Origin of the sequence: Agrobacterium larrymoorei, assembly GCF_037722385.1 — a bacterium.
GTDB classification, from domain to species: Bacteria; Pseudomonadota; Alphaproteobacteria; order Rhizobiales; family Rhizobiaceae; genus Agrobacterium; species Agrobacterium larrymoorei_C.
The window spans coordinates 333439-357758 of the sequence record NZ_JBBKAQ010000016.1 but is presented as its reverse complement, the minus strand read 5'-3'; the positions used below and the strand labels follow the sequence as shown (position 1 = coordinate 357758).

18 protein-coding genes and 1 pseudogene are annotated in these 24320 nt (G+C 58.1%); 7 read left to right on the top strand and 12 right to left on the bottom strand.

Features of this window, described 5'->3' with window-relative positions; genetic code table 11:
* Both WKI41_RS15870 and WKI41_RS15865 read right to left on the bottom strand, forming a co-directional pair.
* Positions 1-1126, bottom strand: a pseudogene (locus WKI41_RS15870) (ice nucleation-like protein); the annotation flags it as partial.
* Between the two features lie 1307 nt (positions 1127-2433).
* Entirely contained in the window at positions 2434-4467 is a 2034-nt protein-coding gene (locus WKI41_RS15865) for a methyl-accepting chemotaxis protein (protein WP_340194449.1), read from the bottom strand.
* A 259-nt stretch (positions 4468-4726) separates the two neighbouring features.
* Between WKI41_RS15865 and WKI41_RS15860 the strand changes: the two genes are divergently transcribed.
* Positions 4727-5479 (top strand): TlyA family rRNA (cytidine-2'-O)-methyltransferase, encoded by a 753-nt coding sequence (locus WKI41_RS15860; RefSeq protein ID WP_340194448.1) that lies wholly within the window; start codon positions 4727-4729, stop codon positions 5477-5479.
* Positions 5476-6726: a class I SAM-dependent RNA methyltransferase gene (locus WKI41_RS15855; protein WP_340194447.1), complete on the top strand. Its 1251-nt coding sequence runs from the start codon at positions 5476-5478 to the stop codon at positions 6724-6726. Before WKI41_RS15860 ends, WKI41_RS15855 begins: the two co-directional genes overlap by 4 nt.
* Positions 6727-6730: 4 nt before the next feature.
* Here the strand turns inward: WKI41_RS15855 and WKI41_RS15850 are convergent, their stop codons facing one another.
* From WKI41_RS15850 to WKI41_RS15840, 3 genes are all read right to left on the bottom strand, one after another.
* Entirely contained in the window at positions 6731-7060 is a 330-nt protein-coding gene (locus tag WKI41_RS15850; RefSeq protein ID WP_340194446.1) for a hypothetical protein, read from the bottom strand.
* An 89-nt stretch (positions 7061-7149) separates the two neighbouring features.
* Complete coding sequence (locus WKI41_RS15845; RefSeq protein ID WP_340194445.1) at positions 7150-7908, bottom strand: crotonase/enoyl-CoA hydratase family protein; 759 nt, start codon at positions 7906-7908, stop codon at positions 7150-7152.
* 11 nt (positions 7909-7919) lie between these two features.
* On the bottom strand, positions 7920-9704 hold the full coding sequence (locus WKI41_RS15840) for an acyl-CoA dehydrogenase (protein ID WP_340194444.1): 1785 nt from the start codon (positions 9702-9704) through the stop codon (positions 7920-7922).
* 291 nt (positions 9705-9995) lie between these two features.
* On the opposite strand from WKI41_RS15840, the gene WKI41_RS15835 reads away from it, so the two are divergent.
* Positions 9996-10991, top strand: coding sequence for a transporter (locus tag WKI41_RS15835; RefSeq protein WP_340194443.1), 996 nt, complete (start codon positions 9996-9998; stop codon positions 10989-10991).
* A gap of 58 nt (positions 10992-11049) precedes the next feature.
* Here WKI41_RS15835 and WKI41_RS15830 read toward each other — a convergent pair whose 3' ends face one another.
* From WKI41_RS15830 to WKI41_RS15815, 4 genes are all read right to left on the bottom strand, one after another.
* A complete protein-coding gene (locus WKI41_RS15830) occupies positions 11050-11553 on the bottom strand; it encodes a BA14K family protein (protein WP_340194442.1) in 504 nt (167 codons plus the stop codon).
* Between the two features lie 218 nt (positions 11554-11771).
* Positions 11772-12242, bottom strand: coding sequence for a BA14K family protein (locus tag WKI41_RS15825; protein ID WP_340194441.1), 471 nt, complete (start codon positions 12240-12242; stop codon positions 11772-11774).
* A gap of 181 nt (positions 12243-12423) precedes the next feature.
* The gene (locus WKI41_RS15820) at positions 12424-13500 is read right to left on the bottom strand and encodes a 2Fe-2S iron-sulfur cluster-binding protein (RefSeq protein ID WP_425341050.1); all 1077 of its coding nucleotides are present in this window, start codon (positions 13498-13500) and stop codon (positions 12424-12426) included.
* 11 nt (positions 13501-13511) lie between these two features.
* Complete coding sequence (locus WKI41_RS15815) at positions 13512-14756, bottom strand: aromatic ring-hydroxylating oxygenase subunit alpha (RefSeq protein WP_340194464.1); 1245 nt, start codon at positions 14754-14756, stop codon at positions 13512-13514.
* Positions 14757-15079: 323 nt separating this feature from the next.
* Between WKI41_RS15815 and WKI41_RS15810 the strand changes: the two genes are divergently transcribed.
* From WKI41_RS15810 to WKI41_RS15795, 4 genes are all read left to right on the top strand, one after another.
* Positions 15080-15691 (top strand): DUF6656 family protein, encoded by a 612-nt coding sequence (locus tag WKI41_RS15810; RefSeq protein ID WP_340194440.1) that lies wholly within the window; start codon positions 15080-15082, stop codon positions 15689-15691.
* Positions 15692-15818: 127 nt separating this feature from the next.
* On the top strand, positions 15819-16796 hold the full coding sequence (locus tag WKI41_RS15805; RefSeq protein WP_340194439.1) for an L-threonylcarbamoyladenylate synthase: 978 nt from the start codon (positions 15819-15821) through the stop codon (positions 16794-16796).
* A 31-nt stretch (positions 16797-16827) separates the two neighbouring features.
* Positions 16828-18258, top strand: a complete 1431-nt coding sequence (locus WKI41_RS15800) for an FAD-binding oxidoreductase (protein WP_340194438.1) — start codon at positions 16828-16830, stop codon at positions 18256-18258.
* A 510-nt stretch (positions 18259-18768) separates the two neighbouring features.
* Positions 18769-19335 (top strand): DUF6101 family protein, encoded by a 567-nt coding sequence (locus WKI41_RS15795; protein ID WP_340194437.1) that lies wholly within the window; start codon positions 18769-18771, stop codon positions 19333-19335.
* A gap of 84 nt (positions 19336-19419) precedes the next feature.
* Here WKI41_RS15795 and ubiA read toward each other — a convergent pair whose 3' ends face one another.
* The 3 genes from ubiA to WKI41_RS15780 form a co-directional block, all read right to left on the bottom strand.
* Positions 19420-20373, bottom strand: a complete 954-nt coding sequence (gene ubiA / locus WKI41_RS15790; RefSeq protein WP_340194436.1) for a 4-hydroxybenzoate octaprenyltransferase — start codon at positions 20371-20373, stop codon at positions 19420-19422.
* 94 nt (positions 20374-20467) lie between these two features.
* Positions 20468-21724, bottom strand: coding sequence for a class I SAM-dependent methyltransferase (locus WKI41_RS15785; protein ID WP_340194435.1), 1257 nt, complete (start codon positions 21722-21724; stop codon positions 20468-20470).
* Positions 21725-21875: 151 nt separating this feature from the next.
* Positions 21876-24188 carry a Tex family protein gene (locus tag WKI41_RS15780; protein WP_340194433.1) on the bottom strand — a complete coding sequence of 771 codons (2313 nt, stop codon included), beginning with the start codon at positions 24186-24188 and terminating at the stop codon, positions 21876-21878.
* Positions 24189-24320 lie beyond the last annotated feature (132 nt).

The following is a 24320-nucleotide window of genomic DNA, read 5'->3' as shown; positions in this document are numbered from 1 at the left end:
CGAGCTGCGTCGTGGTCATCGCGGCCAACTGCGTCGTCGAGAGCGCTGCGACCTGCTGCTGCGTCAGGTTGGCAATGTTGTCGGTGCTCAGGTTGCTCGCCGTTAGGCCTGCAAGAGCCTTGGTGCTGATGGCCTTGACTTCATCGCTGGAGAGCGTGGCCAGAGCGTTGGACGAGAGAGCGCCCAGCTGCGCCGAAGACATCGAGGCGATCTGCGCCTTCGACAGACCCACGGCAACGTCGCTGGAAAGACCAGAAAGAGCTGTCGTCGTCAGACCGGCAAGTGCCTTGGTGCTCAGCGCCGCAATCTCGCTGGAGGAGAAGACGTTCAGTTTGTCGCTGCTCAGTGCCCCAAGCTGGGCGTTGGTCAGACCCGCTACCTGCGAAGAGGTCAGTGCGGCGAGCTGCGTCGTGGTCATCGCGGCCAACTGCGTCGTCGAGAGCGCTGCGACCTGCTGCTGCGTCAGGTTGGCAATGTTGTCGGTGCTCAGGTTGCTCGCCGTCAGGCCTGCAAGAGCCTTGGTGCTGATGGCCTTGACTTCATCGCTGGAGAGCGTGGCCAGAGCGTTGGACGAGAGAGCGCCCAGCTGCGCCGAAGACATGGAGGCGATCTGCGCCTTCGACAGACCCACGGCATTTGTACTGTTAAGGCCGGCCAGCGTTGCTGTCGTCAGGCCTGCGAGCGCTTTAGCGCTGATCGCATTGATATCATCTGACGAGAAAACTGCGATGTCCGCACTGCCCAGCGTCGCAAGCTGCGCTGAAGAAAGGCTGGCGACCTGCGTCGAGTTCAGGGATTCGAGCTGAGCGGTCGAAAGAGCGTCGACCTGGCTGGTGTAAAGAGCAACGACCTGGCCCGCGCTGAGGCCGCTGAGTTGAGTTGTACTCAGCACGCTAATTTGGTCCAAGGTAAGGCCCTTGACAGCACTTACGGAAATGGCGCGAACGTCATCGGAGCTCAGAAGAGCGAGGTTAGCTGTGGTCAAGGCCGCGAGCTGAGCCGACGAAAGGGCCTTGATCTTCGTGCTATCAAGCGCATTCACGTCTGCCGAGGTCAAGCCAGCGATCGTGGACGTGGAAAGCTTTGAAATCTGCACAGCAGACAAGGATGAGATGATCGTAGTCATGAACGTGTCCCTTACCGAATGGCGACTGGTCGCGCCTATCTGCCGCCCGAGACCGTCCGCACTGACAGGAATCCGACGCACGCAAATAAAGCGAAATTGTTGAGAACATGGCTCATGTGAACCTGCGTAGGAACCGCTTCATGCAATTCGAGCTGGAGGAGCCCGGATTTCCCACGCTAGCTATTGCGAATGCCGCTAATGAAATTTGCCGCTTGAATAACTCACTATGCCTATTTCGTAGCAGGCAAACCTTTAAAGTCGGGTTAACATTCTCACCTTTTGCACGCCCTTATTCTTCAAATTCATGTATTTTAGCGGGCTGTTGAATTAAGATAGTGTACCAATTTTTTACGGGAGCCATTTCCATTACTATCAGAAAACACAGATTAGCGGCTTTATTTAATAGGTATTAGCCGCCTGTATGAAAATATTGCTCCCAAAGAAAAGCAACAAGTAGAGTGTATTCTCATCTCAATAGAGATCCTGCGCTTCTGATCTGTCAGCCCCCCGCAACCTTTCGGCTAGAAACTGGGTCGGCGTGCTTGAAAAAACTGAAAGAAACGAGCTGATTTCGTTCTTTTCTGCCGAAGATGACCGGTACTGATCGCTAGATTTTATAACGCTCTGCAAGTTTAGTCGAGCCCTTTGCGCGACATACCAGACTTTTAGAGGGCGCTATTCTCCGTGTATCCCTTGTTCCTTTGGGTTGTTCCGGCTTGGTCAAGTTACTGGCAGTATCGCTTTTTCTTCAATGTCCTGCCGATTTTTCAACCATCAAGATGTATCTGGCCACTGCTCTTCTCCCAGGATGCTGACCTGCTCTATGGAAGAAACCGCGGATCTACAGCACTCACCTCTCCTCACATCGAGCAAAGATCGAAGTAGCAGGTACAGATGGCGCGACGGATGTCTAGGAACGGCCAGACTTCTGGGCATGCTCCAATAGCGGTGACGTGGAGATGACGTGTCTTAGCGTTTATGACTTGAAGCCTTGCAGCTCAGCTGCTCTGTTCATGAGTTAGAACGTGTTCAGTTTGGCGAGGACACGCAACTTGCTAGAGTAAGGAGCCCGATTGCGAAGCAATCGAGGCGCTTGCCTGAGACGCACCTGTCTCAGCAATGTGGATCGATTTCTTACCCAATCTTCCAGCACGTACCTTCCGCGCAGGCGAACGCGGGTCCTGAAACGAGTTGAGGGGCGGAACTATGTCCACCCCCCATCGCGTTCTGATAGCTGTTTCCGGTGTCTCTACAACGTCTTTGAAGTTATCTAACCACAGACCACTTCGAAGTGTTGATCGCTCCCCTTAGAACTCTTCCCAGTTCTGCTCACTCGCCTTCAGCGCAGGTGTTTCTGCTGGTGCGCCGAATGCCTTTGCGAGCGTGTTACCGAGCGCACGTGCAGGCGACGAAACGGGGCGGGCCGTTGGTTTGACTGCGGCGGGTGTAAAGCTTGGCTTCGTCGAATAGACCGGCTTTGGTGCAGCGGCGGGCGCTGCGCGTGGTGCTATCGGTGCTGAACTTGACGTAATGGACGTAACACGCGTGGCCGCGCCGGCTCCCAGGTTGAACTGGCCGATAAGGCTGTTCAGCGACTCTGCCTCACGGGCAAGCGAGTGGCTTGCTGCCGTCTGCTGTTCGACCATGGCGGCGTTCTGCTGCGTTCCCTGGTCCATGGTGTTGACTGCGGTGTTGATCTCCTGCAGGCCAGTTGCCTGTTCACGTGAGGCGGTGACGATCGCGCTGACATGGGCGTTGATCTCTTCCACCTCGGCCACGATCATCTGCAGCGCCTTGCCGGTTTCGCCAACGAGGCCCACACCGTTTTCGACATGCTTGCTGGAGTTGCTGATGAGCGACTTGATTTCCTTTGCCGCATTGGCGGAACGTTGGGCGAGTTCGCGCACTTCCTGAGCAACCACAGCAAAACCCTTGCCAGCTTCGCCGGCGCGGGCTGCTTCAACACCCGCATTCAACGCAAGCAGGTTCGTCTGGAAGGCAATGTCGTCGATCACGCCGATGATGTTGGTGATTTCGCCGGAGGACTTTTCGATCTCCTGCATCGCGGCCACGGCGCGGCGTACCACGGCACCGGATTGTTCGGCACCGGCACGGGCGCGCTGCACAAGAGCGCCAGCCTCTTCTGCACCCTTGGCGCTGTCGCGAACCGTCGTGGTCACTTCTTCCAAGGCGGCGGCGGTTTCTTCGACGGAAGCCGCCTGCTGTTCGGTGCGGCGCGACAGATCATCAGCTGCAGACAGCATTTCGGCGGCGCCGGCATGGATGGCCGCAGCGTTCTCGCCTACCTTGCGCAATGTCTGCTGCAAGCTGTCGAGCGAGTTGTTGTAGTTCACGCGAAGTGGCTCGATGAACGGAGTGAACGGCTTTTCGATGCGATAGTCGAGATTGCCGTCGGCGAGCGCCTGCAGCCCCTTTGCCAATTCTTCGCGGGCAAAGACCTGCTCAGCTTCGGCACGCTCCTTCTCAGCCTCGTTGCGCAGACGATCGGCTTCGGTCGCGGAGCGCATGCGGTCCGTCTCGCCGGCAAGACGCTGTTTCTCGATGGCGCCATCCTTGAAGACCAGAACGGCCTTTGCCATTTTTCCGACTTCGTCGCCGCGATCAAGCGCAGGGACATCGACATTGTTATCGCCATTGGCCAGGCGGCCCATGGCATCCGTCATGCCGACGATGGGCGTGACGATGGCGCGCGACAACGCCCAGATCAAGAGGACCGAAACAAGACCCGCCGCGGCACCACCGCCGAGCAGCGCATATTGAAGATTGGCCTGCGCGCCCTGTTGAGCGGCGATCTGCGACTTTGTCAACGTGTCGAGCTGTTCCTTGATCTTGTCGGCAGCGGCGCGGAAGCCATCAACCTGGCCCTTGGCCTGATTGCGGCCGATCTCGATGATTTCGGAGACCGGGGCTTCCGTCGTCTTGCGAGCAGCGATCTGAGGCTCTGCCAGTTGCTTGAAGAAGACAGTCGCAGCGGCTTCCATCTCGTCGATGGATTTCAGAATATCCGGTTGGTCGGCGGCGTATACCCGTGCTTCTTTCAGTTTCGCGAGCATCACGTCGCGCTGCGCGAAGACATCCTTGTAGGTGCTATCGCTACGGAACAGAAGAAAGCCGCGCTGGTTGACCACCTGCTCCAGCATGGCGGCCTTCGCTTCGTCCACCGTCTGCATGAGTTGAGCGGTGCGTGTCTGCGTTTCAGACAGACGCTGTGCATCCAGCGTTTGAAGAAAGACAACTGCCGAGGCCACGAGGCACACACCCATCAAGGCGACGAAAGTCATCATCAGCTTGATGTTGATAGGCAAATTTTTCAAAGACATCGACAACTCTTCTTCGACTCAAGGACCGCTCATCAGTCATCAGACGGCGAACCAATAGCTTTCCGGACTAACCTTCATGTCAGTGACGGGATCTGTTTTCAGCCTCGCAAATTGCTGCAAATCGGTTGATTTTTACTTAAATTTGAACGTTCTAAAAAGACAAACCAAGCCACTATTGGAAAAGGTAAACGAAGTGTTCCTGAGCTCACGGGCACAAAGCGCTTGCACTGCGCCCGATTGGTCGTCATTGACACTGTCCATGACCAAAACATCCGAAAATCAACGCCTGGACCAGCTTCTGGTCTCCAAAGGCCTGTTTGCCAGTCGCTCCCGTGCGCGCGATGCGGTATCGCGCGGCACTGTCAGCGTGAACGGCAAGATCGTGACCAAGCCGAGCCTCTGCTTTGCCGAGAACGCGGTTATCGCAATCGACGATCCGGCGCAGGATTATGTTTCGCGCGCAGCACTCAAGCTCGTCGCGGCCCTTGATCATTTCAAGCTGGATCCGCAAGGCCATGAGTGTCTTGATGTCGGCGCTTCCACAGGCGGCTTTACAGAAGTGCTGCTGGAGCGCGGTGCGGGCCACGTCACCGCAATCGATGTGGGACATGGACAGATCCATCCGCGTGTGGAGAACAACCCGCGCGTGACCAGCATCGAGGGGCTAAACGCGCGGTTTTTGACGCAGGACGATATTGACGGTCGCGAGATCAGCTTCATCGTCTCGGACGTCTCCTTCATTTCGCTGAAACTTGCACTCGCGCCAGCGCTCGATCTAGCCACGAGCAGTGCATTCGCGGTTCTGCTCGTCAAGCCGCAGTTCGAAGCCGGGCGGGAGGCGATCAGCAAGGCCGGCCTGTTGAAAGAGCCGGAAACGGCCCCACAGGTTGCCGCAGAGCTGCAACGCTGGCTAACGGAAGACATGGGCTGGGAAAGCCTTGGTCTCATCCCCTCCCCGATTGCCGGTGGAGATGGCAATGTAGAATTCCTTCTCGGAGGCAGAAAGCCATGAGCACGCAGACCGTCAAAATCCAGAGCCTCGGCGCCCAGGGCGACGGCATTGCGCACTGTCCCGACGGCACGGTCTATGTGCCGTTTTCTCTTCCGGGAGAGACAGTCGCCATTGCTCGGGTGAAAGACCAGGGCACGATCATCTCGATTACGCAGGCGTCACCTGATCGTCGCGAACCTGCCTGTCGCCACTTCGGGCCGGAAGGCAAGAACGGCACCTGCGGCGGCTGCTCGCTGCAACATGTGGCCGACGAGCCCTATCACGCCTTCAAGCGCAACCTCGTCGTCTCGGCCCTGCGCTCAAAGGGTCTGGATGTGGAGGTCGAGCCGCTGGTGATCTGTCGGCCCGGTGAGCGGCGGCGCGTTGTCTTCACTGCGCGTAAAACCGAGAAGGGACTTCTTCTCGGCTTCAGCCAGGCCAATAGCCACCATATCGTCGCGATCGAGGAATGTCCCATCGCTTCGACTGCCATCGTATCGAGGCTCGACGCGATCCGCGCCATCGGCCTGCCGCTCGCATCCAATGCCGAGCCTTTCCGCATGACGGTGTTGGAGACACTTTTCGGGCTCGATATTGCGGTGGACGGCATCAAATCCGTCAACGACAAGCAGCGCAGGGCACTGACGGAAACGGTTCTCTCCATGCGCGGCATCGCTCGCGTGTCGCTTTCTGGCGAAATCCTCATCGAACCGCAGAAGCCCGTGATCGAATTTGGCAGCGTGAAGGTCGCGCCTCCGGCCGGAAGCTTCCTTCAGGCCACGAAGGCAGCGGAAGACGCCATGGCCGAACGCGTCCTGGCACATGTCGGCAAGTCGAAGCGGATCGCCGATCTGTTCTGCGGCACCGGCACTTTCACGCTACGGCTGGCGCGTATCGGCAAGGTGCATGGCGTGGAAGCCGAAGACAAGCCGTTGAAGGCGCTGGATTTTGCCGCACGCAACACGCCGGGCCTGAAGCCAGTCACAATTGAGCGGCGTGACCTGTTCCGTCATCCGCTGATTGCCAAGGAACTGAAGCTTTACGACGCGGTCGTCTTCGATCCGCCGCGGGCGGGTGCTGAAGCGCAATGCAAGGAGCTTGTTCGCAGCACGGTGAAGAAGATCGTCGCCGTCAGCTGCAATCCGCTGTCTCTGGCGCGCGATCTCTCCATCCTGGTCGAGGGCGGTTATCGCATCACAAGCGTGACGCCGATCGACCAGTTCCTCTGGTCGCCGCATGTCGAGGCGGTGGTCACGCTGGAAAAGTAAGGGCTTACCAGGCCGTGTCGATACTGCCGCTGCCAACTACACCGGAGCAGCGGCAACGGCCACCGACGCGACCCTGCTGAACCGGGCAGACATAGGGACGCGAGCGATCGGCGCTGTCGGGCGGCGTGATGACGCAGACGAAGCGTGGCTGGCGGCGATCCCAACCGTTGTTTTGGTTCTGGTTGCTGCGTTGTGAGCGGCTGTTGAAATCCTGAACCTGCACGATATCGCTTTGCGACGGTGAAGACATCATCGGCGACGACAGCATGCCTGCCTCCGCAACGCCGGATAGCGACAGTGTGGCAATCATTGCAAGAGCGGTTTTGCGCATCATGGCGGCCTTCTCCCAACAGTAAAGATGCCGATCCAATAATCGGAAACACTTCCTGTTCCGTAAAGACCTACACCTTCTTCTCAAGAGACTTAACGGCGCATGAATGCCTCGAATGCGGCACGCGCCTCCGCGCTCTGGAGCTGGGCAGCGAAGTGGACGATTTCCTCGTCAATCCGTGTACGGATCGCATCGACATCGCCACGCACGAGATCACGGGCGATCTTCAATGCCTGCGGTGGCTTCGATGCGAGGTTGGCGGCTATCTTCAGCGTTTCCGCCTCGACATCCGCTTCGGACACGACCTTCCAGATCAGTCCCGCTGCAAGCGCCTGCTCAGCGGAGAAACCCTCACCCGCCGCGAGCAACGCAAAGGCTCGCTGATGGCCAGCGATACGCGGAACGAGAAGGCTGGAGGCAGCTTCGGGCACCAGTGCCAGATCGACGAAAGGTGTCTTGAACAGGCTGCGGCTGGACGCAACCGTCAGGTCGCAATGCAGGTTCAGCGTCATGCCGATGCCGATAGCCAATCCATCGACGCCGGAGACGATGGGCTTTCTCACGCCCACCAGCGTGTGGAGGAAATCTCCAGCCGTGAGCCGGCCTTTGCCTCCCGACATGGCAAATCCAAGAAAATCGGCCATATCGTTGCCGGCAGAGAAGCACCCCGGCGTGCCGAGAAAGGCGATGGCGCGTATGTCCTCGTCTGCATCGGCGGTCGTTAGAGCCTCGATCATGCTGCGATACATCGCATCGGTTATTGCGTTCTTCTTGTCTGGTCGGTTGAAGCGGATGACCTGCACACCAATGGCAGCCTGCGGACGCTCGATAAGGATATGATCTTCAGACATCGACACTTTCCTCAGCCAAGAACGATACGTGCAGCTTCAAGGCTTGCGGCACCGGAAACAACGCGATCCTTCAAGGCAGCCGTCTCCGCCAAGAGGTTTTCCGCCGCAAAGCGGCAAAGCGAAGCGCGCTTGGCTCCCTGCCCGTCGTCAACCGCTGCAAGCGCGCCCTTGGCGAGATAAACCCCCGTCAGCGCAAGTCCGAACAGGCGTTGATAAGGTGTGGCACCGGCAAGGGCGGCGGCAGCATCGCCCTTGGCCTGGGTCTCCAACAACCAGTCGGTGGCAGCTTCGAGATCGGCAATGCTCTGGTCGAGATAGCGGGCGGTTTCTCCCAGTTCCGACGTGTTCGACGCACGAACGGCCTCGGCAACGGCCTTCAACTCGTCGATGAAGCCACGGACCTGATGCCCTCCAGAGAGCGGCAGCTTGCGCATGACGAGGTCGATGGCCTGAATGCCGTTGGTGCCCTCATAGATCGGGGCAATGCGGGCGTCGCGCAGATAGCGGGCCGCACCCGTCTCTTCGATGAAGCCCATGCCGCCATGGACCTGGATGCCGAGCGAGGCCACGTCCACACCCGCATCGGTAGAGAAGGACTTTGCAATCGGTGTCAAAAGGGCCGCACGCTCCTGCCAGAACTTCTGCGTGCCGGCATCACTTTCCGCATGGCTCATGTCGATTGCGTGGGCGCAGGCGAAGCTGATAGCGCGAGAACCTTGCGTCAGCGCCTTCATCGTGAGCAACGTTCTGGCAATATCGGGATGCTCGATAATCGGGCTCATGCCCGTGGCTTTCGTTCCCGGTGCTTTGCCCTGCGTCCGCTCATTGGCGTATTGGATCGCCTTTTGAGTTGCGGCTTCGCAAATCGCGACACCCTGCATGCCGACGGCCAAGCGGGCGTTGTTCATCATGGTGAACATGCAGGCAAGGCCCTTGTTCTCTTCACCCACAAGCCAGCCGATCGCACCCTTCTCCTGACCAAACCGGCCATCGCCGAAGATCATCGTGCAGGTCGGCGAACCGTGGATGCCGAGCTTATGCTCGAGAGCATGGCAGAACAGGTCGTTGCGCTCACCGGGATTGCCGGCTGCATCGGGCAGGAACTTCGGCACGAGGAAAAGCGAGATGCCGCGGGTGCCGGCCGGCGCGTCCGGCAGGCGGGCGAGCACCAGATGAATGATGTTCTCGGCGGCGTCGTGCTCACCCCATGTGATGTAAATTTTCTGACCGAAGATGCGATAGGTGCCGTCCCCGGCGCGCTCCGCTCTCGTCTTCAGCGCCGCGAGATCGGAACCGGCCTGCGGCTCCGTCAGGTTCATGGTGCCCGTCCATTTACCACTGACGAGGTTTTCGAGATACGCGGCCTTGAGTTCCTCGCTGCCGTGCGCCGTAATGGCTTCGACCGCGCCCATGGTGAGCGTCGGGCAAAGCGCAAAGGCCATCGACCCGGAGTTCCACATTTCGAGTGCTGCGACGTTCAGCATATGCGGCAGGCCTTGCCCGCCGAATTCTTCCGGTGCTGTCAGACCGTTCCAGCCACCTTCCGCCCATCGATGATAAAGACCGGCCCAACCGTCAGGCGTGCGAACCTCGCCGTCCACCATGCGAGAACCCTGTCGATCGCCGATTTCGGCAAGAGGAGCGACCTCTTCGGTGGCGAAACGCCCCGCTTCCTGGAGAATGGCATCGACGAGATCTTCATCGAGATCACCGAGTGCGCCGCTCTGAAGAGCCTCACCCAGGCCTGCAACGTGTTTCAACGTAAAAGCGATATCGTCTACCGGCGCGGTATACATCCTGCCTCCTCCCGAAGCGTCTGCCTACAATGCAATGTCCCCACGGGCTAATTGATTTTTACGTAAACGTCAATTTGAAATTTCCCCCTGGTGGAAGCGCGTGGGGTCTATTACAGGCCTTTCCTATCCCTCCACGCGTTGTGTTTTCACAAGCTTGCCCACAATCTTGATCGCCATACCTCGCCAGTATCGCTGTCGTTATGAAACTGTCATAAAACTCTGATCTGCATGTCCGACCTCTCGGACAGAGCGGCCTTTGGCGTGCATTCGCCCGCCTTTCAGGAACAAGATATGGATATACAGTACCCAGCCATCCCCGGCCTCGTTTGGGCCTATCGCTTTCAACCGGGAAGCCAGGCCTGCATGCGTCTTGCGCCCACCGTTCAGTGGAGCGACATGGAAAGTGTCGAAGGCTTCTTCTGGCTGCATCTCAATTTGGCGGATACACGCGTCACGGCTTTTCTAGAGGCCATTCCCGGTCTCGACGAGAATATCCGCGCAATCCTGACGACGCATGAAACCCATCCCTCCATCACTGTCGATGAGGGCGCGCTTTACGGCACATTGGTGGATTTTCAGCGCGAGTTCGATCAGGACACGCGCGACCTTGGCTGGTTGCATTTTGCGCTGACAGATCGGTTTATCATCACCACACGGCTACAGCCGTTGCGGTCGGTGGACCGTCTGCGCGCAGCAATCGACAAAAACCCGAAGCGCTACAGCACGCCGTCGCACATCTTCGAAGGACTGGTAGCAGAGTTTCAGCGCAGCCTCATCAATCTGGTGATGGAGACGACCGAAGAACTGAACGCGATCGAGGACTACGTCTACGACACCACGCCGCGTGACGAACGGCGCAGGCTGGCACCAGTTCGACGCACCGTCGTACGGCTGCATCGCCATTTGCGAACGGTGCTGACATTGATGCGGCGCGCCTCAGCTGCGGATGAGGATGAAATGCCGGCGGGTTTCGAGGAGATTGCCGGTCGGCTGACAAGTCGGCTGGAGTCTGTCGACTACGATGTCTACGCGTTGCAGGAGCGAGCGCGTCTGCTGCATGAAGAAATCGATTCGAAGCTGTCCTCCGAAACCAACCGCCACCTCTACATCCTCTCGATCATGACGGCATTTCTTTTGCCACCCACCCTCGTCACCGGCTTCTTCGGCATGAACACCAGCGCACTGCCGTTTATCGATGGTGGGAACGGTACGCTTTATGCGGGCGGATTCATTATAGCCTCTAGTCTCTTGGCGTGGTTCCTGCTGCGGCGCGTCGGCATCATTTAACAAAAAAGCCGCCCCGCGGACGCGGGACGGCCCCTATCAATTATATGTTCTTGCCCGATCAGCTGTACGGCGAGTAGCAGGTCTGGCGCGGACCGTGGTAAGGCTGGAATGTGTTGCTATAGGCATCGTACGAGCGATAGCGACCGTAGCACCAGTTCACGTGCGCCTGGCTCACGCCACCACGCACGACCGGACGATACTCGCGGTAGACCGGGCGAGGACGATACTCAGGAACGGGGCGATAGACCTCGCGCGGCTGAGACAGTGCGCCGCCGACGATCGCGCCGGTCGCAAAGGCTGCCAGCGGGAACCAGTAGCCATTGTGGCGACGATAACCAGGACGGTAATCGCGGTAGCCACGATGGCCGCGATAGTAGCCTGAGCCGTAGTCGCGGTAGTAGCCACGATCGCGCCAGTACTGGACGTTGACGATGTTGTTGTCGGCCTGGGGTGCAGAAGGTGCTGCGGGCACGATCGGCATCGCCTGCGCCGGGATAATAGATCCAGCAGTAACAACTGCAGAAAGCCCGGCAGCCAAAATAGCTTTCATGTAAGTCTTCATCTGACCTTCTCCATTCACATCCGGATACTCTACCGGACGGGGTGAACTACGACGATTATTCTCCTGCTCATCCATTTTTTACGGCGTGGACTCGCCTTATATTCACGTTAAGAAATTCAGCCTGAATGCAGCATTAACGAAACGATCACAGATACTTGAACGGGTTGCTGTCAGGCGGCAGAAGGCCCGGACAAGCCGGGCCTTCCAAATCAACGATTTCAGCTATAGGGCGAAACGCACTGGCGGCGTGGCCCGTTATTGGGCTGATAGCTGTTGTCATAAGCGCGGTAGGAGCGCCAACGGTTGGCGCACCATTGCTGATGGCTGCTGCCATAGGAGGGGCGCGCCTGATTGGTTGCGCCGCCGATGATCGCGCCAGCGGCAAAGGCTGCAAGCGGGAACCAGTAGCCGTTATGGTAACGATAGCCCGGACGGCGTTCGCGATAGCCACGGTGCCCGTTATAGAAGCCCTGGCGACGATACTCGCGATGGTGACGCCAGTCGCGACCATGGCGCTGACGCCATTCACGACGATCACGCCAATCGCGATACTGAACGTCTACGACGTGATCCTGTGCGGCAACAGGTGCCGGAATTGGTGTTCGGACCTGAAAGGCCTGCGATGGCGTAAAGCTCGTCAGGACCATGACAAAAGCGGTGGCGAGGCTCGTCTTCCGCAAATTCAGCATGAATTTCCTCCGTTTCTTTGCACATTGATGTTGTGCTGTTTTTATATCTTTCGGCAGAAACGCGGAAAAACGCCCGCAATGACACAGCCTCAGACATTTTAGAAACGGAAGAACTACGAACTCGTTCCATGGACTTGGCAGCGAATGCCAATTTCCAGAAGCGATAAGGCGGGAGGAGGCTTTACGCCTCCACCTTGACGTCAGTGAGCGGCCTTGAGCAGCAGGCCAAAATATAGCCTTCAGCAATATCCTCATCGAGGATGCCGCCATTGTGGTTCATCTCGACCTCGCCTGACAGCTTCAGCACGCGGCAGGTGCCGCAGATGCCGGATTCGCAAGCCGCGCCGATGCGAACACCAGCCGATCTTGCAGTCATCAGAACCGTTTGGCCCGGCTGACAAGGCACTTCCTTGCCGGAGAGCGTGAAGCCGACGGTCGTCAGCGCCTCACCATCGGCTTCAAGCGCGGTTTCTCCAACGGCCACCGGCGGTGCGGCAGGCGCGAAGCTTTCCTGATGGTAACGTGTCATGTCGAAGCCGGAGGCTTCGAGCATGGAGCTTACGGCTGCCATGAATGGCTCGGGCCCGCAGCAAAACACCGTACGATCCATGAAGTCAGGAGACAGGAGCGCAATCTTTGCCTTATCGACGAAGCCCTTCAGACCCGACCAAAGATCGGTACGTCCGCAGGACTCGACGATGAACCCCAGCGACAGGTTCGGCATGTAGCGCGCGAGATATTCGAGCTCATGGCGGAACACGATGTCAGCGGGCGTGCGCGAGCAGTTGATGAAGGAGATATCGCTGTGCGGCGCGCGATCGCACATGTCGCGCACCATCGACATCATTGGTGTAACGCCAGAGCCTGCCGAGATGAACAGGTACTTGTCGCCCGGGTGCTTAACGTAGGAAAAATCACCCAGAGGACCAAGCGCGCGGATCTTCATTCCCGGCTTGAGGTTGTCGAACATCCACCGGGTGCCGATCGAGTTCTTCTGCGCCTTAACCGTGACCGCCACGGCATAGGGTCGAGACGGTGTGGATGACAGCGTATAGGTCCGTAACAGCGGCTCCGGCCCGACCGGCAGTTCCAGCGTCACGAACTGTCCCGGAATATAGCGAAACCAGTTCGTGTCATTGGAGCGAAACAGGAACGTCATCACATCCGGCGTTTCGGGGGTTACCGAAATGCATTCCAGCATGTGAAGCTTGTCGCTCCAGGGCTTCATCTCGTCGATATGCTTATAGGTCACAGCCATGGTCATCTGCATCAAGCCACTGCGGAGAGCTTCTTCTCGTCGCCCGACAACCGGTCGATCATGAAGTCGGCATACCAGTTGACGAACTGCATGACGCCGCCTTCGTCTTCCATGGAGTAAGGACCTGGCTCATACGCCGGTGAGCGAATACCGAAGGCATTTTCCTCGACGATCCGGCGATCCTGATCGTTGGTTTCGTTCCAGACATGGGTCAGGTCTTCGAGATTGTAGTCGACGCCTTCCACCGCGTCCTTGTGAACCAGCCACTTGGTGGTCACCATGGTTTCCTGCGGACCAAGCGGCAGCACGCGGAAGGAAATCATGTGGTCGCCGAGGAAGTGGTTCCAGGTCGTCGGATAATGGAAGAGCAGCAGCGCGCCGATGTGGCTGATGGTAACATCGTCAGACAGCGGGCGACGAACCGCAGGCTTACCGGACATGGTGTAGCTTTCGGCTTCACCAATCAGCGGCATGCGCGCGACGCGGAATTGACCCTTCGGGTCGATCTTGAAACGGCTCGGCAGACCTGCCGCTTCGCAGCGCGCCCAGTGGCCACCGATTTCCGGATCGCTGGCGCCGCCATCTGTGCCGGTGACGCTCGGGTTTTCCGGATAGGTGCGGCAAAGCTCAGGATGGTTGGCGGCGCAGTGGTAGCACTCGCGGTTGTTTTCCCAGACGAGCTTCCAGTTGCCCTTTTCGATGATGGTGCTTTCATGCGCCACCTTGGCTTCCCAGACGCGGTGCGGCTTCATGTAAGCCTCGACTTCGGCACGCACTGGCGCGAAATCCATGGGCTGATCAGCCAGGCAGATGAAGACGTAACCGGCAACCGTTTCGCAGGCGATCGGCTTCAGGCCATAATCTTCCTTGTTGAAGTTCTCAGCCATATGGCGGGCAAAAAGAAGCTTACCATCGAGATCATAAGTCCACTGATGGTAAGGACAGACCAAACGGGCGGACTGGCCCTTCTCGCTGGTGCAAACGCGCGAGCCGCGGTGGCGGCAAGAATTGTGGAATGCGCGGACGGTGCCGTCTTTGCCGCGGACAATCACCACAGCATAGTTGCCGACCTGGACAGTGAAATACATGCCGGACTTCGGCACTTCGCAGTCATGACCCACAAACAGCCAGTCACGATACCAGATGGTTTCCATGTCGAGCTGGAAGTAATCCTGATCGGTGTAAAATGGCTGCTCAAGGCTGAAGCCTTCGCGGCGATTCTTCAATTGGCGCAATACGGTTTCACGCAGTTCCATGGCCATGTCCTCGAGTAATACTGCAGCCACCCAACAATCCTGGCCGCATCGTGTAGGTTGATCTAATCATTCGCGTCTTTTTCCAGCACCACATTGCGCGACATTCTGTCCCGCATTGGCGACAAATTGCGACATCGTCCGCAAAAGTACTGCTTTATTTTTTTTGAATGTAAAACAGTAGCTTAGAGTAAAATTCAGGCAATCGTCCGTCGCAATAAGACTTCGGCTTCCGATGCGCTGCGACGGACACCGCCGGAAGACCAGAAACCCGATATTAACTCTAGTCGGCTAAAAAGCTTATATCTTTCAAAGAGGATATGGCTGTGGAGAAGGAAACTCGTATCCGCTATGTGGACACAAAGTCCGGCAAGATCACGCCGATACGGTCCAAAACCGCGCATTCGGATTTTCTGCGGACCGGGCGCATTGGTCGCCTCGAAGAGACACTTCCGCCAGGCGGCAAGCGATACCTTTCCCACGAACAGGTCGCAGAAATCACCGGGCGCCGCTTGCAGGATGCGGGCTCCAAGACCCATTCACGGTTAAACGGCTTCCATTCCAGTCTCCGGTTCCCGAATATGGTGTCTCACAAACTGATCGAGCAAAGTCCGCATCTCGGCTATTGTCATGTGACCGCATCCACGACCAGTTTCGACAAACGCAAACCGATCTTGTGGTCATTCTACCTCGCCAACTTCTTTGCGGAACTGTGCGGCGACGAACAGTTTTTCGACAAGATCGACCAGACCCGGTCGCGCATGTATTTCGCCGTGGCCATGCAGCCGGAGAGTGGCGGCAAGTCTGTCGCGATCGACAAGTCCGTTCACCGCGGCGGTCTGCTGTTCCAGACACAAGATCCAAAGGAAGCCTTGAAGAACGTGTTGATGCTGGGCGCTCGTTCCGACGAGATGCGCAAAATCATCCGCGCTCTATAAAAACGGGTCTCCACGCAGTTTCTTCTGCTTCAAATCGTTATGGTTTTGCGGATCGCGTTTGCAAAACTGCTTCACAGTGCCGCGCGACATGCTTTAAGAGCCTTTCTCAAGGAAAGGGCCTTTAGGAATGGCGCGACATATCGATATCGAGCAGCAGCCGGAAGAAGCACTGGATGAAGCCGTCCACGTTCTCGAAGCAGGCTTACCCGTCGCCATACCGACTGAAACCGTCTACGGCCTTGCAGCGGATGCGACCAATCCAGAAGCCATCACCCGCATTTACGAGACGAAAGGCCGTCCACAGTTCAATCCGCTGATCTGCCACATGGCCAGCATCGCGATGGCGGAGCAGCATGCGGTCTTCGATCCGATCTCACGCAAGCTGGCGGAGGCCTTTTGGCCCGGACCTATCACGCTGATTTTGCCGTTGAGAAAAGAGAGCCCCATCCATTCGCTGGCGACAGCTGGTCTCGACACGGTCGGCATCCGCATCCCGAAAGGCTTTGCCAGCGCATTGATCGAGAAGCTCGGCAAGCCGCTTGCGGCTCCCAGCGCGAACAGCTCCGGCAAGATCAGCTCGACAAGTGCCGCTCATGTGGAGGCGGATCTGGGTCAGAAAGTCGACCTCATCCTCGATGGCGGCGCTGCTCCGGTGGGCGTCGAATCCACCATCATCAAGGTAGAAAGCGACGGCTCTGTGCGCCTCCTGCGCCCCGGCGGACTGGTGGCGGAAGATATCGAACGGGTCGCGGGTATCAGGCTGATCAGACCGGCCACCGCATCTGCGGCGATCGAGGCGCCCGGCATGCTGGCCTCGCATTATGCGCCGGGTGCTTCAGTCCGCCTGAATGCGACGTCTGTTCAGAGTGGCGAGGCTCTGATTCGCTTCGGCGGGGAGCCGGTGGCAGGACAAGAAGATGCGATTGCCGTACTCGATCTCAGCCCCACCGGCAACCTTCCCGAGGCCGCAGCCAATCTGTTTGACCATCTCAAACTTGCCGATGCCAGCGGTGCCGCCACCATTGCGGTGACACCCATTCCTCATACGGGGCTGGGCGAAGCTATCAATGACAGGTTGGAGCGCGCGGCTGCGCCGCGACCCTGACTTCGCCTGAACCGTATCCGGAGGAAATCCTGTGACATCGAACGCCCCTTCTGAAGAGTTGCTCTCGCGCTTTGCCGCTATCGTTGGCGAGACGAACGCGCTGCGTGAGGCTTCCGATCTGGCGCCGCATCTTATCGAAAACCGCGGGCTCTATCACGGCACCTCGCCGCTTCTGTTGCGTCCTTCGACCACAGAGCAGGTTGCGGCCATCATGAAGCTTGCGAGCGAAACCGGCACGGCTATCGTGCCACAGACCGGCAATACCGGCCTGGTCGGCGGACAAACACCGCGCAGTGGCGCAAGTGACGTCATCCTGTCGCTGGAGCGCATGAACAAGGTTCGCGATATCGATCCCGTCGCCAATGTGATTGTCGTCGATGGCGGCTGCATCTTGGACGATGTTCATAAGGCTGCAGAAAAGGTGGAGCGGATGTTCCCGCTTTCGCTCGGGTCGCAAGGCTCATGCCGCATCGGCGGCAACCTCGCCACCAATGCTGGAGGCACGGCCGTGCTGGCGTATGGCAATATGCGCCAGCTTTGCCTTGGACTGGAAGTTGTTCTTCCTACTGGCGAAATCTGGGATGGCCTTCGCCGGTTGAAGAAGGACAACACCGGTTATGATCTGCGCGATCTCTTCATTGGCTCCGAAGGCACGCTCGGCATTATCACGGGCGCGGTGCTGAAGCTCTTCCCAAAGCCTCTCGGCCATCAGGTCGCCTTTGCCGGTCTCAACTCTCCAGCGGATGCGCTCAAGCTGTTCGAGCGCGCATCTACGCTGTGCGGATCGGCGCTCACCGGCTTCGAACTGATGCCGCGGATCGGCGTCGAATTTACCGCCAAACATATTCCGGGCGTGCGCGACCCACTCGAAACGCCCCATCCTTGGTATGTGCTTATCGATATCGCCAGTTCGGACTCGGCCGAAACCGCCCAGACCATGGTGGAAACACTGCTGGAGCAAGGATTTGAAGCGGGGATCGTTCAGGATGCCGTGATCGCCTCCTCGGAAGCCCAGCGTCAGGCACTGTGGCATATGCGCGAGAGCATGTCGGACGCGCAGAAGCCAGAGGGCGGCTCCATCAAGCACGATGTCTCCGTTCCGGTCTCTCACGTTCCTGAGTTTATGGATATGGCAGAAAAAGCCGTCATGATCGCCATTCCCGGCGCGCGCATCTGTGCCTTCGGGCACATGGGCGACGGCAATATCCACTACAACATTTCCCAGCCGGTGGGCGCCGATAAGAGCGCTTTCCTCGCCCGATGGAGAGAGATCAACGAGATCGTCCACACCATCGTGCTTTCTCTCGGCGGCTCCATTTCCGCTGAGCACGGTATCGGGCAACTGAAGCGGGATGAATTGGCAGCCATTCGTCCGGCGATCGAAATGGAGTTGATGCGCCGCATCAAGACCGCCTTCGATCCCGCCGGCATCATGAACCCCGGTAAAGTCGTGGTTTCCTAAGCGTTGCGCGTCATAATGGACGCACGACTATCTCTTTGAATGTACGCATGATGCTTCCCTGAAAATCGACACCGATTTTTGCGCCATGCTGTAGACCGCTCCGAGGCGCGCAAGCAGCTTTAACGGCTTCAACATGAGCCACGTGCTTTCGATGCTGCCGTGCGCTTCTCCACGCTCATTTTTGGATCTCGCTGCAACCACTATTGCCGCTTCCTCTCACAGCTGTTGAAGTGGTGTTCAGGGCAAACACGCAGGCCGATCCCTGGCGTTTACCCGGAGACTTCGTCGAGCCGCGCCGTCTGTTGGCCGGACGACGCGCTATCGTCCCAATTCAGGAATCTGAAACCTTAAGCGGCTGGGTTTTGCTAACCATTTGGGAATGCAAAGTTTTCTTAACCTCGATTTTTAAGCTGTTTCGAAGATGCGCTGGCTATCTTCCACCTATCAGAGGACGAAAAGTCCCGGACGAGGCCATGAAACGGCTCTCAGGTAAAACAAGGATAGCATGATATGAACAACACCGTTCTGAAGCCCGAATGGGCAGGCGCAACTCTCCGGCTCGATCCGACGCGGTTCCCGCAGCAGCTCACCTATGGCAACAGCAATGGTTCAGCAGATGTCGCTATCACGCTCGATGAGCGCGGTGCGGTTCTGCGCAAGGTTCTTCATTCCAGCGGTCTGCCGCTGTCCTTTGCTTTGCCTGCACGAGCCTTCAAGGGTGTTGCAGCCCGCGCCATCGATCATGGCGACGGCGGCGTGACGGTAACGCTTGAACTCCATCACGACGATCCAGATCTCTGCATCCCGCTTTTGGTGGCGCATGACCTTTGCGACATCGCTGCCGATTGGCGCAGCTGGTCGGAAAAGTACAATATTCCCATGCTGATGGTGGAAGCCGACGGTGTCGCGCGCCCTCTTGAGGATCATCTCGGCCATGTCCGGACAAAGTCTACACGTCCGCGCCGCCGCCACTCCTACTTCGCCGATCGCCGCCCGCGCTTCCTCGTGCGTCGCAGCACCGGTTCGCTTGGAATGACGATGCGGATCGAAGGCAAGGAAATCATCGCCCGCAACTGATCCACGCGACGCCGTCGTTCAGCCGGCGTTTCGAATGCGGACGAAAGTGAGCCCGGCACGCGCGCCCCGCGTCCGGGCTTTTCATTATCCGATGAAGAGCGGCAGCATCAAACCTGCGAAGATCAGCAGGCCGACGCGGTTGTTGGATTTGAAGAGTGCGAGGCACTTCTCCACATTGGCGATGTCCAAGGACTTGACCTGATAGAAGAGCATCGCGGTGGCGACGATGAGACCCGCATATCCGAGCGGATTAATATTCGCGAACGCGAATGCAAGGAATAGAAGCACGAGCGCTGTGCCATAAAGGGCCACCAACGCCGCATGTGTTCTATCTCCGAACAGAAGGGCTGTGGAGCCGATGCCGACGGCCAAGTCGTCGTTCTTGTCCATGTGTGCATAGATCGTGTCATATCCGATCGTCCATGCGATCGATGCCGCATAAATCAACACCGGCACGACGCTCAGCGACCCGAACTGAGCAGCCCAGCCCATCAGTGCGCCCCAAGAGAAGGCAAGGCCTAAAAAGAACTGCGGCCAGTTGGTGAAGCGCTTGGCAAAGGGATAGATCGCCACGAAAATCAGCGACGATAGGCCAAGCAGGACCGCAAAGCTGTTGAAGCAGAGCAGCACGACCAGGCCTGCGAGCGCCTGCACCACAATAAAGATTTTGGCTTGTGTCCGCGTGACGCGACCCGACGGCAGCGGCCTCGAGCGTGTACGTGCCACCACCATATCGATCTTGTGGTCGACCAGATCGTTATAGGTGCAGCCGGCGCCGCGCATGGCGACAGAACCTGCAAAGAACAGAAAGAGGTGGAACAGCAATGTGAACCAGGAAAACGTGCCGAGCTGCTGTGCGGCATTGGCGGCGACAGCCGCCGACCAGAAGCACGGCCACATCAAAAGCCGCCAGCCGATGGGTCGATCCCAACGGGCGAGCTGCGCATAAGGCCAAAGGCCTCTCGGCAAGATCCGATAGACCCAATTGTTGGATGGCGCGTCCGAAACGCGGCCGGAAAGATCGCTATTGTGAACCATGCCGGACTTCTACCGCATCGGTCGACGCGGTGGTAGCTAGGATGTAAGCTTTTGTTAGGCTCTGTCAGCGCCTTCATGAAACAAGAATGCGCCGTTAAAAAACGACCTCCTCCAGGGGTGGCCGGGTTTTCTCGAACGCCATCAACCTTGCCTCGTTGCGGGCGATATAGTCCCGATTATCCGGCACCACGCCGCCGCGCTTGGCGAGTTGGATCTGAAAGATGTGGAAGTTCTCGTGGGTAAAGGCCATCTCCGAGCCTGCCAGATAGAACTCCCACATGCGGAAAAAACGCTCATCGTAAAGCGCAACCGCCTCGGCCTTTTTAGCGACGAAGCGCTCGCGCCATTGGCGTAGCGTGTGGGCGTAATGCATCGGCAGAATTTCGATGTCTTTTACCAGTAGTCCCGTCTTTTCGATCGCGGGCAGAACTTCTGCCAAAGACGGGATGTAACCCCCTGGGAAAATATATTTTTCGATGAATGGGTTTGTTGCAAGTGCCGGATAGGGCTGGCCGATGGAGTGCAGCAGCATGACGCCGTCATCCTCCAACACCTCCGCAGCCTTCTGGAAGTATTCTCTGTAGTGCGTCGGCCCGACATGCTCGAACATGCCGACAGAGACGATGCGATCGTACTTTGTGTGCGGCGGGAGGTAGCGGTAGTCCTGTAGCTCGAAGCGGACGATGTCCGTCAAACCGCGTTTGGCAGCCCGATCGCGCGACACGCGCAACTGCTCCTCGCTAAGCGTAATCCCGGTAACGTCCACACCGGAACTCTCGGCCAGATACATGGCCATACCGCCCCAACCTGAACCGATTTCCAGCACACGATGACCAGGCTCCGGCATAAGCTTGGCAACGATGTGGCGCTTCTTCGCAACCTGGGCCTCATCGAGGGTGATACCTGGCGGGTTGAAATAGGCGCAGGAATATTGCCAGTCCTGATCGAGAAAAAGATCGAAGAGCTTGGCGCTCAGATCATAATGGTGGGCGACGTTCTGCCTGTTGTGATTGACGGGCAGATGCATCTTGATGCGTGAGGCGATGATGCGCGCCATGCCGCGCCAGACCATGCCGAAAGTCAAGGCTTCAGACAGCGTATTGCTTTTGACCAAGGCCAGGAAGTCGTAGATGTCGCCTTCGACGACTGACATCCGGCCTTCCATATATATTTCGGCAAGCTTCAGTGCCGGGTCGGCGGCGATTTCTTCCATCGCCACTTCATCGGAGAAGCTCAGTGCGACGCGCTTGCCGCGTCCATCTCCGAATGACTGAAGACCTGTCGGACCTGTGACAATCAGGTTGCCGGTTTGGACGATTTTCTCAAGCAAGGTATGCAGAGACGAGGCCATATCACCCCCAATAAGCTAAGTCTCACTTATCAAGTCTCCGTTACCGTATCTCTTTCCGCTAAAGTTGCAAGCAGGTGAAGTTTCAAAAATACTGATGGAATTCAGGAACAATACGGCCCTTACTCAGTGGGTAAGAGCCGTTTTATGCAAATTAGCGGCGCTTCATGGCCTCTGCCAAAGCCGCTGCCAACGCGCCTCCAGATTGCGCAGGCTCCGCGCTGTCCTTCGGCTTTGCGTTGGCGTGGCGCATGGCATTGGCATTGCCTTTTTCGCGCATCGACTGAGGCGCTGCCTCGCCGCCATCCTTGCGCATGGTCAGCCCGATGCGCTTGCGCTTCACATCGACTTCAACCACGCGAACTTTGACGACGTCTCCGGCCTTCACCACTTCATGCGGATCCTTGATGAAACGGTCCGCCAACTGGCTGACATGCACTAGGCCATCCTGGTGAACGCCGATATCGACGAAGGCGCCAAACGCGGCAACATTGGTTACGGTACCCTCGAGCAGCATGCCAGGCTTCAGGTCGGTAATCTCATCGACACCGTCAGCAAAGGTCGCGGTCTTGAAGCTCGGACGCGGATCGCGACCAGGCTTTTCCAATTCGGCGATGATATCCTTGACGGTCGGGAGACCAAAACGGTCGTCAATAAACGTCTTGGGGTCGAGCGACTTCAAGGTCGCGCTATCGCCCATCAAGGTTCTCAGATCGCGCCCGCAGGCGGCAACAATCTTCTTTGCGACATCATAGGCTTCCGGGTGAACAGAGGAAGCGTCGAGCGGCTCTTTCCCGTTTGGAATGCGTAAGAAGCCCGCACACTGCTCGAAGGTGCGCTGACCAAGACGCGGCACTTTCAGCAGTTCCTTGCGACTGGCGAACGGCCCGACCTGATCACGATGCAGCACGATGGCATCGGCGATTGATGTGCCGAGACCCGAAACACGGGCAAGCAGCGGCGCGGAGGCCGTATTGAGATCGACCCCGACGGCGTTTACCGCATCTTCCACGACCGCATCCAGAGAACGCGACAGTTTACCCTGATCGACATCGTGCTGATATTGCCCGACGCCGATCGACTTCGGCTCGATCTTGACGAGTTCGGCGAGTGGATCCTGCAGACGACGGGCAATCGAAACGGCACCGCGCAGCGACACATCGAGATTGGGAAATTCGGCTGCCGCACGCTCGGACGCAGAATAGACCGAGGCGCCCGCCTCCGAGACGATCACCTTCGTAGGCTTCGGCCCGGAAATCTGCGTCAGCATATCGGTTACCAGCTTTTCCGTTTCGCGGCTGCCCGTGCCGTTGCCGATGGCGATCAGTTCGACGCCATGCTTTCGGATAAGCGAAGCAAGTTCGGCCTGCGTGCCGCGAACGTCGTTCTTGGGTGGGAATGGATAGACCGTCGTGGTTTCCAGCAGCTTGCCGGTGCCGTCCACCACAGCAACTTTCACACCTGTGCGAATGCCGGGATCGAGACCCATGGTCGGGCGCGAGCCAGCGGGTGCTGCGAGCAGCAAGTCTTTCAGATTGCGGGCAAAGACCTGGATCGCCTCCTCTTCTGCCCGCTCGCGCAATTCGCGCATCAGGTCGAGCGACAGCGACATAGAGAGCTTGACGCGCCAGGTCCAGCCTGCCACCTCCATCAACCATTGATCTGCTGGTCCGGCGTTGCGGATATCAAAGGCCGCTGCGATGGTGCGGTGCGCCGGCTTGACGGACGACGGATCGTCGGCATCCACATCGATGGTGAGCGTCAGAATTTCCTCGTTCCAACCGCGCAACATGGCGAGCGCCCGGTGACCGGGCACGGTCGCCCATTTTTCGTGGTGGTCGAAATAGTCTGAAAACTTTTCACCCGCCGACTGCTTACCATCCACCACCTTGGCGCGAAGTACGGCGTTCTGACGCATATAGTCGCGCAACCGCTTCAAGAGATCGGCATTTTCCGTCATGGTTTCGGCGACAATATCGCGCACGCCTTCGAGCGCTGCCTTAACATCGGCGACCTCGCCCTGAACATAGGCCGCGGCCAACTTCACGGGGTCAGCGGCACGGTTGTCCCATAAAGCTTCGGCGAGCGGACCAAGGCCTCGCTCACGAGCGATCTCCGCTCGCGTCCGGCGCTTTGGCTTATATGGGAGATAGAGATCTTCCAGTTCCGCTTTCGTCACCGACTGCATGATCTTCAGCATCAACTCGTCAGTCATTTTGCCCTGACCAGTGATGGACTCGACGATCGATGCGCGGCGCGCGTTCAGTTCCCGCAGATAGGACAGGCGCTCGGCAAGCGTACGGAGCTGCGTATCGTCGAGACCGCCGGTCACTTCCTTACGGTAGCGCGCGATGAAGGGGACCGTCGCACCCTCATCCAGCAACTGGATCGCCGCCTTCACCTGCTCGGCGCGGGCGTTGATTTCGGAGGCGATAAGTGACGAAAGGCGAGCATTTTCTGCGGACATAAGGATCTCTGGACTGTTCTTAAAATCTGCCCGAACATAGAGGCTGATTGTGGCATGACAACACGAAGACTTGGCGATTCCACAGAAAAGCGGTGGGCATCGTCTGCCTTTTGCCTTGACCTTTCCCCCCCC